Origin of the sequence: Actinomadura rubrisoli (genome assembly GCF_004349215.1) — a bacterium.
GTDB classification, from domain to species: Bacteria; Actinomycetota; Actinomycetes; order Streptosporangiales; family Streptosporangiaceae; genus Spirillospora; species Spirillospora rubrisoli.
This window is the reverse complement of the sequence record NZ_SMKU01000039.1, coordinates 1-15,373: the sequence shown is the minus strand read 5'-3', so window position 1 is coordinate 15,373 and position 15,373 is coordinate 1. Positions and strand designations below refer to the sequence as shown.

The 15,373-nt window shown below is 71.2% G+C and carries 11 protein-coding genes; 7 read left to right on the top strand and 4 right to left on the bottom strand.

Translation table 11 applies throughout. The annotated features are described in order from the left end of the window. Positions 1 to 66: 66 nt before the first annotated feature. Complete coding sequence (locus E1298_RS10740) at positions 67 to 492, top strand: ATP-binding protein (protein ID WP_131891888.1); 426 nt, start codon at positions 67 to 69, stop codon at positions 490 to 492. A 657-nt stretch (positions 493 to 1,149) separates the two neighbouring features. Then, positions 1,150 to 1,797, top strand: a complete 648-nt coding sequence (locus E1298_RS10735) for a polysaccharide deacetylase (protein WP_131891886.1) — start codon at positions 1,150 to 1,152, stop codon at positions 1,795 to 1,797. A gap of 36 nt (positions 1,798 to 1,833) precedes the next feature. Here the strand turns inward: E1298_RS10735 and E1298_RS10730 are convergent, their stop codons facing one another. The 4 genes from E1298_RS10730 to E1298_RS10720 form a co-directional block, all read right to left on the bottom strand. Continuing rightward, the gene (locus tag E1298_RS10730) at positions 1,834 to 2,487 is read right to left on the bottom strand and encodes a response regulator (protein ID WP_131891884.1); all 654 of its coding nucleotides are present in this window, start codon (positions 2,485 to 2,487) and stop codon (positions 1,834 to 1,836) included. After that, a complete protein-coding gene (locus tag E1298_RS48000; RefSeq protein WP_165975406.1) occupies positions 2,472 to 3,578 on the bottom strand; it encodes a hypothetical protein in 1,107 nt (368 codons plus the stop codon). Before E1298_RS48000 ends, E1298_RS10730 begins: the two co-directional genes overlap by 16 nt. After that, on the bottom strand, positions 3,571 to 4,758 hold the full coding sequence (locus E1298_RS10725; RefSeq protein WP_131891882.1) for a sensor histidine kinase: 1,188 nt from the start codon (positions 4,756 to 4,758) through the stop codon (positions 3,571 to 3,573). The genes E1298_RS48000 and E1298_RS10725 overlap by 8 nt, the downstream gene beginning before the upstream one ends. Positions 4,759 to 4,978: 220 nt before the next feature. Next, on the bottom strand, positions 4,979 to 6,346 hold the full coding sequence (locus E1298_RS10720) for a lysine N(6)-hydroxylase/L-ornithine N(5)-oxygenase family protein (protein ID WP_131891880.1): 1,368 nt from the start codon (positions 6,344 to 6,346) through the stop codon (positions 4,979 to 4,981). Between the two features lie 271 nt (positions 6,347 to 6,617). Here E1298_RS10720 and E1298_RS10715 point away from each other — a divergent pair, with 271 nt between their 5' ends. From E1298_RS10715 to E1298_RS47995, 5 genes are all read left to right on the top strand, one after another. Further along, on the top strand, positions 6,618 to 7,265 hold the full coding sequence (locus E1298_RS10715; RefSeq protein WP_131891878.1) for an FMN-binding negative transcriptional regulator: 648 nt from the start codon (positions 6,618 to 6,620) through the stop codon (positions 7,263 to 7,265). Positions 7,266 to 7,382: 117 nt separating this feature from the next. After that, the gene (locus E1298_RS10710; RefSeq protein ID WP_131891876.1) at positions 7,383 to 7,685 is read left to right on the top strand and encodes a hypothetical protein; all 303 of its coding nucleotides are present in this window, start codon (positions 7,383 to 7,385) and stop codon (positions 7,683 to 7,685) included. 233 nt (positions 7,686 to 7,918) lie between these two features. Continuing rightward, positions 7,919 to 9,082: a pyridoxal phosphate-dependent aminotransferase gene (locus E1298_RS10705; RefSeq protein ID WP_131891874.1), complete on the top strand. Its 1,164-nt coding sequence runs from the start codon at positions 7,919 to 7,921 to the stop codon at positions 9,080 to 9,082. A gap of 28 nt (positions 9,083 to 9,110) precedes the next feature. Beyond that, positions 9,111 to 10,277: a cytochrome P450 gene (locus E1298_RS10700; protein ID WP_131891872.1), complete on the top strand. Its 1,167-nt coding sequence runs from the start codon at positions 9,111 to 9,113 to the stop codon at positions 10,275 to 10,277. Between the two features lie 31 nt (positions 10,278 to 10,308). Then, on the top strand, positions 10,309 to 15,373 hold a 5,065-nt coding region (locus tag E1298_RS47995; protein ID WP_165975407.1), incomplete at its 3' end, for a type I polyketide synthase.

The following is a 15,373-nucleotide window of genomic DNA, read 5'->3' as shown; positions in this document are numbered from 1 at the left end:
CCGAAAGAAGACAAGCGTACTGCGCGTTAGCAAGCTGGCACCAGAGCAATCGACGAAGGGCCACCCATGAAACCCGCGACTGACACAGTCCTAAGCATCCCAAATCTGTACTTTGTCGGGTTTCATGGCTATAAGGAAAACGCCCATCTCGCCCGCGATCTGGTGGGTCAGGCGTTCGAAGCCTGGGGCATGAACGGCACGCCGGCCGAGGACGATGCAACGTCTATCGTGGGGGAAATTGCGGCGAACGCAATCGAGTGGACGCCTGGGAAGTCGATCGGACTATGGATCCATCGTTTCCCGACCTGCATCGAGTTCCGCATGTGGGACGAATGCCGTGACCTGCCCATCGTGCGGCCAGAAGACAGCAGCAGTGAGCGCGGTCGTGGATACCTCATTATCGCCGCCTTGGCCACCCGCGGCTTCGGCGCGTTCCGTAACCCAGTAGGAAGGGGAAAGATCGTATGGGCAAGACTGGCAATACAGAGCTAGGCGCCACGCGGGATGATCGACGACGCCCCGATCCCATCGGACGCCGAGACGAAGGCCACCCTCGCACACCACCCGCACGCCTACCTGCGTCTTGCGGCTCTACAGAGCCGCATGGAGACCTATCGGCTGGGCAGCCGTGACCATCGCCGGATGCCTGCGTGTCCGTCAGGACGTCTCATGAACGAACCCCCATAGACCGCCCCCGCCCTGCGACAACGCTACGTCGCCCCCCGGATGTAGCACCCCACCGCAGGGCGGGGGTGTACCACTTGATCAGAGGGCGTTAAAGCCACCCGCGAGGGCCCTCATATCCGTGCTCTCGCAACAGGGAATGCCAAGGGCGGCCCATTCCGGGGAAGCACCGTTCCCCCCGGCGCCGTGGGACCGCGCGGCCGGCGACTTACGGGTGCCTGTGCCGGCGGTCCGTCCTGCGTCCAGAATGATCAAGCTAGTCCCTCCGGGCGGTCAGCGCGCGGCAGCCGAAAGGTAGACCGCCCGGAGGGTCGCTGGAAGCTCCCCTTAGTTTCGTTGGTGGCGTGTGAATGCCGCTGGTTCCTGGGCACTACCGCCGCCCGGCCAAGGTGGGTCCGTGGGATCTTGCCCGGCCGCGCCCCCGCCGAGCACAGTGATCTTCAAGCGAGATCAGCAGGAGGATCTGTGAACGGACTCATTCGCACGAGCGGCAAGGCGCTGGTCGCACTGTCCACCGGAGGTCTCCTCGGCTTCACGGCCCTGACGGGAACGGGAACGGCCGAGGATCGGCCGCCTGCCGCGGCCACGCCGCCCGCGGCGACCACGCCGTCCGCCGGTCCGAGGACGTACGGGAAGGGGGCGACGGCGGAGCAGGCGCTGAAGGCCGAGATCGCCAGGCGCGGACCAGGGGCGGCCGCCGCCCCCCTCGTGTGCTACCGGGCCCACGTCGCCACCAAGGGCTGGCAGGAGTCGGTCTGTCACGGTGAGCCGACCGGCACTATCGGGCGGGGCCTAGCCATCGAAGCCGTGAATGTCGCGGTGACGGGAGTGGGGCGATTCTGCGCCAAAGCCCACATACGGGACTTGGACTGGCAGGAGAAAAGGTGCAGTAACGGCCAGGGCTCGGTCTACGTGGGCACGGAAGGACAGAACCGGCCTATGGAAGCGTTCTACCTTGAGCTCACCGATAACTGGGCGGATACGGTGTGGGGGCAGGCCCATGTCCAAGACTATGACTGGATGCCCGTCAGAGAGGCCCCCAACAACATCACCATCGGTATGACGGGCGCTGGTAAGCGGCTGGAGGCCATCAGACTCGCGGTGTACAGGTAGGCAGGCGCCCGGAGAATCCCGCCGCGAGGCCCGGCGTCAGTCGGTGACGATGCCGTCGCGGCGGGCTTCGCGGTACAGGTCGAGACGGGTCGGGACCTTGCGTCCGGCCTTGGCGTACTTCTCCCGGGCTCGTTCCAAATACTGCTTGACCGTGTGCTCGCTGATACCCATCTGACGGGCTACTCCGGCGCGGGTGAGGCCGCCCAGCCACAGGCGCATCGTCCGCAGTTCCTGATCGGAGAACCTGGGTTTGCCGTTGCAGGTACCGCTGGCGGCGAGCATGGCGCCCGCCTGCGAGGGAGTGGTGTACCGCCCGCCGGCGGCCACCGCGAGGATGGCCTCGATGAGGTGGCCCCGGCCCTCGTTGGACTCCTTGGTGATGTAGGCGCGGGCACCGGCCATCTCGGCGCGGTGGATGACGGCCGGCTCGGTGTGCTGGGAGAACACCACGATCCGGCGGCCCTGCTCGGTGAGCTCGGCGATCTTGTCGAAGACGAGCTCGCCGTCGATGCGCAGGTCGACGACCAGGACGTCGGCCTTGGCGGCCGCCCCGTCGTCCAGGTCGGCGAGGGCCGTGCCGGTGTGGACGATCTCGACCCGCCGCTGCGGGTCCTCTGCCACCCAGGTCTTGATCCCCGTCAGCACCACGTCCTGGTCGTCGATGACCGCGATGGTCACGGCCTGGCCCATCGCGCCTCCACCCAGAGCAGGTCCCCCTCATGGTCGATGGTGAGGTCGACGTCGCCGGTGTCGGTCTCCCCGACGGTGACGTCGCCGTCGGTCAGCACCGAGACGCTGACCTGGTCGGCGGCCGTCGAGACGACGGTGATGCGCGCGTACGTCCGCGTCCCGGCCAGCACGGCGAGCGGCACCTGCGCGAGCGCCGAGGTGGTGGCCTGGTCCATCACCGGCGGCTCGCCGACCCGGGCCATGTCGACCACCACCCCGCGGCGCAGCGCCTTGTCGATGCCGGGCTGCAGGAGCCCCAGCAGCGGGTCGCAGAGGTCCGCGTGCTCGGCCAGGAGCTGCCGCAGCATCGCCTCGGCGGTGGCGCACTGGTGCCGCAGGCGCGGGTCGGACGGGTTCGCGGTGCCGTCGGCCAGTCCCCGCAGGATGGGCGCGATGAGCCGGCCCGCCTCCTGGTACCGGTTCTGCCGGGTCGCGGCGACCTCCTCGATGACCATCTCGCGGGTGGCCATCTCCCACCGCTCCGCCGCCGCGGCGGCCGCGACGCCGCCGTTGAACCGGAACACCCGGGCTCCGCCGACCATCGTGAGCTGGGTGCTGACCGAGGCGTACAGCAGCACCACGAACCCCGCGGCGACGTGCCGGTTCAGGTCGCCGGTGAGCACCAGCGCGGTCAGGACGACGCCCGCGTTCACCGCCAGGAACGCCAGGAGCTCGCGAACGGGACGGTGCATGAGCAGCAGCACGCCGATGAGACCGACCGTGGTCCAGGCCCAGTTGATCCTGAGCTGCTGGCCGCCCGGGCAGTTGGCCGCCATCGCGATGCCGGTCGCCAGGTCCGCCGCGACCAGGGACAGGGTCCAGCCGGTGCCGCCCCTGCGGCGGAGCAGGAGGACCGACGCCGCCGCGATGATCAGGCCCTGCGCCGCGTAGAGCGCGACGGCCGCGGCGGCCGAGCGGTAGTCGTCCAGATAGGCCAGCAGGGCCATGCCCGCGGCGCCGACCTGCCACAGGGCGACCGTGACCACCATGGCGGCGTCGAACGCCCGGTTGAAGCGGACGGCGAACGAGTTCCGCGCCGATGCCTCAGCCACGCGGCCACCGCAGCGTGATCCCGGTCCCGGCACCGGGGCGCGAGGTCACCGTGGCGCGGCCGCCCGCGACGGCCATGCGTTCGACGATCGAGTACCTGATGCCGTGCCGGGCGGCCGGCACCCGGGCGGGCTCGAAGCCCCGCCCGCCGTCGAGGACGGTCACCGTCACCGAGCCGTCGTCCTGCTCGGCCCGCACCCACGCCCGGGACGCCCCGGAGTGGCGGGCGACGTTGCGCAGCGCCTCGGCGGCCGCATCGGTGATCGCCACCGCGACGGCCTCCGGGACCTCGATCCCGCCGGCGTCGCCGCCGCGGGCGAGGACGAGGTCGACCCGGACGCGCGTCGACTGGTCGGCGATGAGGCCGCGCAGCCGTTCGGACAGGTCGACCGGTGCGCCGTCGCCGTCGAGCGCGTCGCCGGAGAACCGCTCCATGACCCGCAACGCCCTGCGCGCGTCCTTGCGCAGGCCGGGCGAGTCGGCCGGCACGGCGCCCGAGGCGACCATGGTGAGCGTCGACAGCACCGAGTCGTGCACCTGGGAGCGGTAGGTGCGCTCGTCGGCCCGGCGGGCCGCCTCCACCATCGCCTGCCGCCGCTCGCGGTCGCGGTCCGCGACGATGACGTCGGCGCGCCGCCCGCCGCGGCGCAGCAGCCACATGATCGCGCTCACCCCCACGGCCTGGACGATCAGGCTGCGCACCTGGCTGGTCTCCGCGGGGACGCCGGTCATGTAGGCGGCGATGACCGCCGACGCCAGCAGCAGCCCGGTCACCTGCCCGGCCGCGAGCAGCGCCACGTAGACGGCCGTCCCGGCCAGCATGATGGCCCACGTGGTCTCGTCGACGACCGCGGAGACGGGGACGAGCCTGGGCTGGGCGAGCAGCGCCAGCGACACCGCGGCGGTGTCGCCGGCCACCAAGGGGAGCGTCAGCCCGCGCCGGGCCACCGTCACGGAGAAGAGGCCGGCCCACACGACCAGCCCGCCGAACACCGCGAGCTGCCAGGTCCGGGAGATCCCGGTGCCGTCGTCGACCGCCGCCGCGACGATCGCCGCCGCCACACCGCCGCAGCGGAGCGCGACCGTGAAACCGCGGGTCGCCCAGGCCAGAGCGTGCTCCGAAGGCCCCTCCCCCGGCCCGGACCAGCCCGCCACACCGCGCCCCCTGCTCGGCACCGCCATCGCCCCACGTTCGAAAGAAAACATCGTCTCAGGCAACTGGCATTATCGCCGATCGGCATCCCGCCCGAAAGACGAACGCGAACATCGAGCAGCGGACACGCCCCGGTCAAGGCGCGGCCGAAAGTGGTCATCGGGGTTTTCCGGCGGCCTGCCGACAGGACGGCAAACGCGGCGGCGGCGCCGGGCTTATTGCCGCGGGCTGATCATCCGATGAACCGGATCAGCGTTCCGATACCACATTCCGCGTACGGACGGATGTGCCCCCGGCCACCGGGTCCGCAGGCGCCGCCGCAAGGCCGGCGTCTCCGATCGAAGCGACGATGGAGTCGGCGATCTCGCCGCTGCGGATGGCCGTGTTCGACAGCAGCGACGAGGTCAGGCCGTGGCTGTGCTCGGTGCCGCCTTGCAGGTAGATGCCGCAGTTGAACCCGGGGGCCGTGACCAGCCGGTAGTCGCGCCGCACCTGGTAGCGGCCCGCGTCGTCGCGCAGGCAGTACCGGTCGAGATCGCCGAGAAGGGCCGCCGGCTCCATGGAGTCATAACCCGTGGCGCACACCACCGCGTCGACTTCGAGTTCCCGCGAATCGCCGTCGAGCAGCGAGGAGATCGACAGGCATGTTCTCTCGCCGGCCTGCTTGACCTCGTCGACCCGCGTCAGATTGAGGAAATGCAGCCGTTTGTCGCCGGACACCTCTTCGTCATACGAGCGCTGATAGAGGTCGGTGATCACCTCGCTGTCGACCACCGAGTAGTTGGTGTTGCGGTGGTACCGCCAGAACGCCTCTCGCGTCCGCTCGCTGCCGAAGTAGTACTCGTCGACGGCGCCGGGGTCGAAGACCTGGTTGGCGAAGGGGGTGTCGTCGGCGATGGAGTAGCCGTAGGACGGGATGACCGAGGTGACCTGGGCGTGCGGGAGGCTCTCGTGCAGGAACCGGGTGATCTCGGCCGCGCTCTGCCCGGCGCCGACCACCGCCACCCGCGCCAGCTCCCGGGGGTCCGTCCGGCCGTACCTCTCCAGGAACTCCGAGCTGTGCCAGACCCGCTCGTCGCGTGCCACCCCGGCCGGCATGCGCGGAACCAGGCCCGTCGAGATCGCCACGTTGCGGGCGCCGACCACCTTCGTCCCGGACGCGGTCCGGACGTGCAGCCGCAGGTGGTCGATCCCCTCGGGGCCGCTGTCGGACGGCAGCCGGATCTCCTCGACCGTCGCGCCGTAGGAGACGCGGTCGGCGAAGCCGGAGGCCGCCCATTCGAGGTACTGGTGGAATTCCCGGCGCGTCGGGAAGAAGCTCTGGTTGTTGGCGAACCGCGCCAGCCGCCCCGCCTCGTGCAGGAACGACACGAAGCTGTACCGCGACATGGGATTGCGGAAGGTGGCCAGATCCTTCAAAAAGGTCACCTGCATGGTCGTCGACGGCAGCAGCATGTTGCGATGCCAGCCGAACGAGGGCTGCCGTTCGAAGAAGACGGCCTTGGGCGGACGCTCGGAAGCGTTGGCCCAGTGTTCCTCCAGGGCGATGGCGAGCGACAGATTCGACGGGCCGAATCCGATGCCGACCACGTCGTACGCCTCGTAACCGGTATGCACAGACATCTCTCCCGCTAGCGCTGTCGTGACAGGGAGTCCGGCGCTTTATCCGGGCCAATTCCCGCGATCCCTGCCACGGATACCGCCGGGTCTTGCCGGACCGGGGCCTCAGGCCGCACATTCAGTGTTGCGCCGAAGAATACCTGAGGCCAACTTAGAGGGAATGCCCGACCCCTTCAAGAGGTGCCGCGGCGCGGGGCGCTGTCCTGCCGACAGGACAGCGACAGGACGGCAATGCGCGCGGCCCGAGCAACGAGGAGATGAATTCACAATGTTCGTTCCCAGCTTCTACCGCGAACCGGACGGCGCGTGGATGGCCGAGCTCGTGCGCGGCAACCCGCTGGCCCTGGCCGTGATCAACGGTGGCGGCGCGGACGGGCCGTTCGCCACCCACCTGCCGGTGATCCCGGACCCGGCGGCGCACGGCGAGTGGCCCGCCGACCTGGCGGGGGCCACCCTGCTGGGGCACATGAACAGGATGAACCCGCACTGGGAGGCCCTGAAGACGGACGATGTGATCCTGCTGGCGTTCACCGGCCCGCACGCCTACGTCTCGCCGGCCGTGTACGAGGTGACGCCCGCCGCGCCCACCTGGAACTTCACCGCCGTGCACGTCCGCGGCGTGGTCGAGCGGATCGAGTCGGCCGAGGAGACGCTGCAGGTGGTGCGGTCCACCGCGCTGGCCTTCGAGGGCGATTTCGGCGCCGGCTGGGACCAGTCGGAATCGCTCGACTACTTCCGCCAGATCGTCTCGGGCGTGGGCGCGTTCCGGATCGCGGTCACCAGCGCAAAGGGCATGTTCAAGCTCAGCCAGGAACAGCCGGCCGAGGTCTTCGACCGCGTCCAGAAATCCTTTGACGGACGCGAATGCACCCGGCACCGTGAAACGGCGCGACTCATGGGACGGCTGCCGCGCTGACCCGGCGCCGGCATAAACGGCGGCACCCATCGGGTTGTACTGAGGGACGCACAGCACATAGATTCCGGCATTGTCTGCCCCCAAAACACCCAATCCCTCTTGAGACAGGATGGTTCCGTGAGTGTGGACGGAAAGTGGCGGCTCACCGTGGACACCCCGATGGGAAAGCAGCACGCCAATCTCGAACTGAAATCCGACGGCGCCGCGATCAGCGGCACCGTCACCGATGACCAGGGCACCTGGAACGCCCCGATCTTCGACGCCAGCGTCGAGGGGGACCGGCTCAAGTTCAAGGTGAAGTTCACCAAGGCGATGCCGATGACGATGAAGTTCGACGCCGCCTTCGACGAGAACTCCCTGACCGGCAAGGTGAAGATGGGCGTGTTCGGCCATCGCGACGCGACCGGGGTCCGGGTCTGACCTGACGGCGGGCGCCAGGCGCGCCCACCCGGCGCGCCCGTCCGTCCCGTCGACAGGACAACCGGGGCGTACGCCGCCCGGCGCGGCCTCGTCCGCGCGTCCTGTGCCGAGGCTCCCTTTCGGCGTCCCCCGTCCGCGCTCCCCCATTCCCGCGCGGCACGGGTGGATCACGCCTGCACGCAGACCGCGCGTCCGGCGGGGCGCCCCGAACGAACCCAGCAGGAGGAGAAGCGATGACCCACTCCGCGGCCGACAGGCCGCCCGTCTCGGCGCGGGCGGCACGGATTCCGATCACCGGACTGGCCGAGGTGTTCATCCTGGCGCTCACCGGCGCCGAGGTCGATCTGGCGATCGGCACCCCCCGCCACCCCGAGACCCCGGGCGAGCTGATCGAGGAGGCGGCCCGGGCGCTGCGCTCCGGGCACAACCAGTACGAGCACCCCTACGGCGACGTGGTGCTGCGGCAGCGGATCGCCGAGTCGCTGGCCGCCCCCACCGACCCCGACGCCGAGCTCACCATCACCGCCGGGGCGACCGAGGCCCTCTTCGTCGCGCTGCTGGGCACCGTCGACCCCGGGGACGAGGTGATCCTGTTCAACCCGGGCTTCGAGCAGTTCTCCGAGGCGATCACGCTGGCCGGCGCCGTCCCCCGGCACGTGCGGCTGCACCCGCCCGAGTGGCGCTTCGACCCCGCCGAGTTGGCGGCCGCGTTCACCTCCCGGACCCGGGCGGTCCTGCTGAACACGCCGAGCAACCCCACCGGGCGGGTGCTCACCCGGGAGGAGTTCGACGAGATCGCCGAGCTGTGCGAGCGGTGGAACGTCACCGCGATCTGCGACGAGGTCTACAGCGCCTTCGTCTTCGACGGCCGCGCCCACCTCTCGGTCGCCGACGTGCCCGGGCTCGCCGAGCGCAGCGTCGTCATCGGGTCGATGTCCAAGAGCCACGCGGTGAGCGGGTGGCGGCTGGGGTTCCTGAGGGCCGACCCGGCGCGCACCGCGGCGTTCCGGAACGTCAAGTCGCTGACCACGCTGACCGCCGCGGTGCCCCTCCAGGTGGCGGCGGGGCGGGCGGCGCCGTCGGTGGACCTGGCGGCCGCGGCGGCGGAGATGGCCGAGCGGCGCGACGTGGCGCAGGAGATCTTCTCCCGGATGGGCATGAAGTTCGCGCCCGTGGAGGGCGGCTGCTACCTGTTCGCCGACATCAGCCCGCTCACCGGCGGCGAGGGGGGCGGCATGCCGTTCGTCCGCGACCTGTTCGAGCGTTCCGGTGTGCTGCTCGCCCCCGGTTCCGCCTTCTACGCCGATCCCGCCCAGGGAGAGCAGTACGTCCGCGTCGCGTTCAACCGGCCGATGGAGACCTTGCGCGACGCCGAACGCCGGCTGCTGGACGCCTGACCCGCCGACCACGATGGGGAGCGCACGCATGGACCACGTCGAGACCGACCGGTTGGGCCCCCTCCCGGGGTTCCTGGAGAGGCAGGGGGACGAGGGCGTCGTGCCGATCGTCACCCCGGCCGGAGACAAGATGTGGCTGGTGTGCGACCACGCGCTGGGCCGCCGGGTGCTCACGGACAAGAGATTCAGCAGGGCCGAGGCGGTCCGGCCGAACGCCCCGAAGATCATCGACGCACAGCCCGTGCCGGACTCCATCATGAGCATGGACGGCGCGGAGCACGCCCGGCTGCGCCGCATCGTGGCCGGCGCCTTCACCACCGGCAAGGTCGGCGCGATGGCCCCGGTGATCGAGCGGCTCGCCGACCGGCACCTCGACGCGATGGCGGCGGCGGGGCCGGGCGCCGACCTGATCGAGGGGCTGGCCACGCCGCTGCCGCTGGCCGTCCTGTGCTCGCTGCTCGGCGTCCCGCCGAAGGACAGCGGCCGCTTCCGCGGCTGGGTGGAGGTGCTGTTCGACATCTCCGCGAGCACCCCGCAGGAGAAGGCCCGGCACCGTCTGGAACTCGTCGACTACATGGCGGGCCTGATCCAGCGCAAGCGCCGGCGGCCCGGCGACGACCTGCTCACCACCATGGTCGGGGCGCACGAGCGGGGCGAGATGTCGATGGCCGAGCTGCTCACCATGGGCCTCGCCCTGCTGATGGCCGGCTACGAGACCACGATCGGGCAGATCGGCCTGTCGGTGCTGACCCTGCTCACCGACCAGTCCGCGTACGCCGGGCTGCGCGAGCGGCCCGACCGGCTGATCCCGACGGTCGAGGAGCTCCTGCGGGTGAACCCGTCCACCCCCGGAAGCTTCCCGCGCGTCGCCGTGGAGCCGGTGGACCTCGGCGGCGTCACCGTCCAGCCCGGCGAGGCCGTGATGGTCTCGCTGCTGCACGGCAACCGGGACGGCGCGGCGTTCGCCGAGCCGGAGCGGCTGGAGCCGGACGCGCGCGACGCCGTCCATCTGACGTTCGGCCACGGCGTGCACCGCTGCCTGGGCGCGCCGCTGGCCCGGCTCCAGGTGCAGATCGTCCTGGACCGCCTGCTGCGCCGGTTCCCGGCGCTGCGCCTCGCGGCCGGTCCCGGCGCGGTGGTCTGGAAGGACGGCCTGGGCACCCGTGGACTGGCACGGCTGTCGGTGGAGTGGTAGGGCCTTCGGCCACGAAATGACTGGAGTCGAGATGTCGCAGACCGAGCCTGTCGCCGTCGTCGGAGTGGCGTGCCGGTTCCCCGGGGGCGCCGACCCCGGGGCGTTCTGGGAGCTGTTGCGGCGGGGAGGCGACGCGGTCGGGCCCGTCCCGCCGGGACGCGATGGGCTGACCGGCCCGGGCGGCTTCCTCGACGAGGTCGCGGCGTTCGACGCGGGCTTCTTCGGGGTGCCGCCGGGCGAGGCGGCCGCGATGGACCCGCAGCAGCGCCTGATCCTGGAGCTGGCCTGGGAGGCGCTGGAGGACGCGGGCGCGGTGCCGGACCGGCTGCGGGGCGAGCGCGCCGGGGTCTTCATCGGCGCGATCCTGGACGACTACGCGGCCCTGTCGCACCGGCGCGGCCTCGACGACATCACCTCGTTCACCGCGACGGGCCTGCACCGCAGCATCATCGCCAACCGGGTGTCGTACCTGCTGGAGTGGCGCGGCCCCAGCCTCGTGATCGACTCGGGGCAGTCGTCGGCGCTGGTGGCGGTGCACCAGGCGTGCGAGAGCCTGCGCAAGGGCGAGTCGTCGCTGGCGCTGGCGGGCGGGGTGAACCTCATCCTGGCCGCCGAGAGCACCACGACGATGACCCGGTTCGGCGCGCTGTCCCCCGACGGCCGCTGCCACACCTTCGACACCTGGGCCAACGGGTACGCGCGCGGCGAGGGCGGCGGCCTGGTCCTGCTCAAGCGGCTGGCGGACGCCGAGGCCGACGGCGACGACGTCCTCGCGGTGATCTTGGGCGGCGCCGTCAACAACGACGGCGGCGGCGCCTCGCTGACCGCGCCGCACCGGGCGGCGCAGGAGGAGGTGCTCCGGCTGGCCTGCCGGAACGCCGGGGTGGACCCCGGCGCGGTGCAGTACGTGGAGCTGCACGGCACCGGCACCAAGGTCGGCGACCCCGTCGAGGCCGCCGCGCTGGGCGCGGTCTTCGGCCCGGCCCGCCGGGACGGCGACTCGCTGGCCGTCGGCTCGGTCAAGACCAACATCGGGCACCTGGAGGGCGCCGCCGGCATCGCCGGGCTGATCAAGGTGGTGCTCAGCGCCCGGCACCGCATGATCCCGGCCTCGCTGAACTTCCAGGACCCCAACCCCGAGATCGCCTTCGACGACTGGCGGCTGCGGGTGGCGACCGAGACCCGGCCGTGGCCGTCCCCGGAGGCGCGGCTGCTGGCCGGGGTCTCCTCGTTCGGCATGGGCGGCACCAACTGCCACCTCGTGGTGGAGGCGGCCGCCCCCGAAGCGGCGCCCGCGCACGAAGGGCCGGTGGAGGGCCCGCTGCCGTGGGTGGTGTCCGGGCGTTCCGCGGCCGCGTTGCGCGCGCAGGCCGAGCGGGTTCACGCACACGTGCGGGAGCGGCCGGAGCTGGATGCCGCAGCGGTGGGCGCGGCACTGGTCTCGGACCGTTCGGTGTTCGAGCATCGCGCGGTGGTGGTGGGCGCTGACCGCGACGAGCTGCTGGAGGGTCTGGCGGCGGTCGCCGAGGGTCAGGCCCCGGCGCCGCGCGCGACGACCGGCAAGACCGTGCTGGTGTTCCCCGGACAGGGATCGCAGTGGGTCGGCATGGCCAACGACCTACTGCAAACCTCACCGGCGTTTGCCCAACGCCTCGACCAATGCGCCCAAGCCCTCGCCCCATTCGTCGACTGGAACCTGCACGAAATCCTGCACGACGAAATAGCGCTGGAACGCGTCGACGTCATCCAGCCGGTCCTATGGGCCGTCATGGTCTCCCTCGCCGAACTCTGGCGCTCCCACGGCATCCAACCGGATGCGGTCGTCGGCCACTCACAAGGTGAAATCGCCGCCGCCTGCGTCGCCGGAGCCCTGAGCTTGGACGACGGCGCACGCGTCGTGGCGTTGCGCTCACGCACCCTGGAGGCGCTGGCCGGGCAGGGCGGCATGATCTCCATCGCGCTGCCCGCACACCAGCTCAACGACCATCTGACCTCTGGCGAGTTGTCCATCGCCACCATCAACGGCCCCAACTCCACCGTCGTATCCGGCACCATCCCCGCCCTCAGCACACTCGCCGACCAACTCACCGAACAAGACATCCGCGTCCGCTGGATCCCCGTCGACTACGCCTCCCACTCCGCCCAAGTCGAACAGATCGAGCAGCCCCTGGCCGAGCTGCTTGCGCCGATCGTCCCGCGCTCCGGGCAGATCCCGTTCTACTCCACCCTCACCGGCACACTCATCGACACCACCGAGCTGGACGCCGGGTACTGGTACCGCAACCTCCGCCACACCGTCCAATTCGAACAAGCCACCCGCGCACTCCTCACCAACGGACACACCCACTTCATCGAATGCAGCCCGCATCCGGTTCTCGCCGTCGGGCTGGCCGAGACCTTCGAGACCACCGAAACCACCGCCACGGCCATCCCCACCCTCCGCCGCGACCACGGCGACCTCCGCCAGGTGTTCGGCTCCCTCGCGCTGGCCTTCGCCCATGGCGTCGAGGTGGACTGGTCCACCGTTCTCCCCGTGGACCGCGCCCAGGGCGTGCGGCTCCCCACCTACGCGTTCCAGCGCAAGGAGTACTGGCTCGGCGCCGTCCCGCAGAGCGCGGAAGCCGACGAGGCGCCCCCGGGCTGGACGGTCGACGGCCTGGACGGCGCGGTCGCCGAGGTGCGCCGGGTAGTGCGCGAGGTGCTCGGCGAGCCCGGCGCGGAGGTGGACGCGGCGGCCACGTTCAAGAGCCTCGGTCTCACCTCGCTCGCGGCGGTCGAGCTGCGCAACCGGCTGGTGGCCGAGTCGGGACTGGCGCTGCCCAGCTCGCTCGTCTACGACCACCCCACCCCCGAGGCGCTCGCGGAGCGGCTGCTCACCCTGCTCTCCGCCCCCGGAGACGACACCGGAGCCGTGGACGTCCCGGGCGAGGTGGCGCGCGACGCCGGCCGCGCCGATGACCCGATCGCGATCGTCGCGATGAGCTGCCGTTATCCGGGCGGCGTGGCCTCCCCCGACGACCTGTGGCGGATCGTGGCGGACGGGGTGGACGCCATCGGCGAGCCGCCCGCCGACCGCGGCTGGAACATCGACGACCTCTACGACCCCGAGCCTGGGACAGTCGGCAAGACCTACGCGCGCCACGGCGGGTTCCTCGAACACGCCGACCGCTTCGACGCGGAGTTCTTCGGGATCTCGCCGCGCGAGGCGCTGGCGATGGATCCGCAGCAGCGGCTCCTGCTGGAGACGGCGTGGGAGACCTTCGAGCGGGCCGGGCTCGCTGCGGCGTCGCTGCGCGACAGCGACACCGGGGTGTTCGTGGGGGCGATGCAGCAGGAGTACGGGCCGCGGCTGCACGAGGAGGCCCAGGGCACCGAGGGCTTCCTGCTGACCGGCGGCACCGCCAGCGTGGCCTCGGGCCGGATCGCCTACACCTTCGGGCTGCGGGGCCCGGCGGTGACGGTGGACACGGCGTGCTCGTCGTCGCTGGTCGCGCTGCACCAGGCGGCGCAGGCGCTGCGGGAGGGCGAGTGCTCGCTGGCGCTGGCGGGCGGTGTCACGGTGATGGCCACGCCGGGCATGCTCATCGAGTTCAGCCGCCAGCGTGGACTGGCGCCGGACGGCCGGTGCAAGGCGTTCGGCGCGGACGCCGACGGCACCGGCTGGGCCGAGGGCGTCGGGCTCGTCCTGCTCGAACGGCTGTCGGACGCGCGGCGCAACGGCCATCGGGTGCTCGCGGTGGTGCGGGCCTCGGCGATCAACCAGGACGGCGCGTCCAACGGGCTGACCGCGCCCAACGGCTCGTCCCAGCAGCGGGTGATCCGGCAGGCCCTGACCAAGGCCGGTCTCGGCCCCGGCGACATCGACGCCGTCGAGGCCCACGGGACCGGAACGCGCCTTGGCGACCCCATCGAGGCGAACGCGCTCCAGGCCACCTACGGGGCGGGGCGCGACCCCGAGCGCCCGGTGTGGCTCGGATCGCTGAAGTCCAACATCGGGCACGCCCAGGCCGCCGCCGGGGTGGGCGGTGTCATCAAGATGGTGCTGGCCATGCGGCACCAGGTGCTGCCGCGCACGCTGCACGCCGACGAGCCCACGCCGCACGTCGATTGGACGGCCGGGGGGCTGCGGCTGCTCACCGAGGAGCGTCCCTGGCCCGCCAACGATCGCCCCCGCCGCGCCGCCGTCTCCTCGTTCGGCATCAGCGGCACCAACGCCCATCTCATCATTGAGCAGTCCCCCGACCCCGAGCCGACGTCGGCCCCGGCTCCAGCTCCGATCGCCGAGGCGCCGGGCCCGGTGTCCCTCGTGCTGTCGGGCAAGACCGCGCAGGCGGTGCAAGAGCAGGCTCAACGGCTCAGCGACCATCTGGCCGCCCGTGACGAGGCTCCGGTAGCGGGTGTCGCCGCCGCTCTGGCGCGACGTTCGGTGTTCGAGCATCGCGCGGTGGTGGTGGGCGCGGACCGCGACGAGCTGCTGGACGGTCTGGCGGCGGTCGCCAAGGGTCAGGTCCTGGCGCCGCGCGCGACGACCGGCAAGACGGTGCTGGTGTTCCCCGGACAGGGATCGCAGTGGGTCGGCATGGCCAACGACCTACTGGATACCTCACCGGCGTTTGCCCAACGCCTCGACCAATGCGCCCAAGCCCTCGCCCCATTCGTCGACTGGAACCTGCAAGAAATCCTGCACGACGAGACCGCACTGGAACGCGTCGACGTCATCCAGCCGGTCCTATGGGCCGTCATGGTCTCCCTCGCCGAACTCTGGCGCTCCCACGGCATCCACCCCGACGCCGTCGTCGGCCACTCACAAGGTGAGATCGCCGCCGCCTGCGTCGCCGGAGCCCTGAGCCTGGACGACGGCGCACGCGTCGTGGCGTTGCGCTCACGCACCCTGGAAGCCCTGGCAGGCCAAGGCGGCATGATCTCCATCGCGCTGCCCGCACACCAGCTCAACGACCATCTGACCTCCGGCGAGTTGTCCATCGCCACCATCAACGGCCCCAACTCCACCGTCGTATCCGGCACCATCCCCGCCCTCAGCACACTCGCCGACCAACTCACCGAACAAGACATCCGCGTCCGCTGGATCCCCGTCG

What these genes read in the sequence shown, in the direction of transcription:
- E1298_RS10740 (WP_131891888.1), top strand. Translation starts at nt 67, where the DNA reads ATGAAACCCGCGACTGACACAGTCCTAAGCATCCCAAATCTGTACTTT.
- E1298_RS10730 (WP_131891884.1), bottom strand. Translation starts at nt 2,487, where the DNA reads ATGGGCCAGGCCGTGACCATCGCGGTCATCGACGACCAGGACGTGGTG.
- E1298_RS10725 (WP_131891882.1), bottom strand. Translation starts at nt 4,758, where the DNA reads ATGGCGGTGCCGAGCAGGGGGCGCGGTGTGGCGGGCTGGTCCGGGCCG.
- E1298_RS10715 (WP_131891878.1), top strand. Translation starts at nt 6,618, where the DNA reads ATGTTCGTTCCCAGCTTCTACCGCGAACCGGACGGCGCGTGGATGGCC.
- E1298_RS10705 (WP_131891874.1), top strand. Translation starts at nt 7,919, where the DNA reads ATGACCCACTCCGCGGCCGACAGGCCGCCCGTCTCGGCGCGGGCGGCA.
- E1298_RS10700 (WP_131891872.1), top strand. Translation starts at nt 9,111, where the DNA reads ATGGACCACGTCGAGACCGACCGGTTGGGCCCCCTCCCGGGGTTCCTG.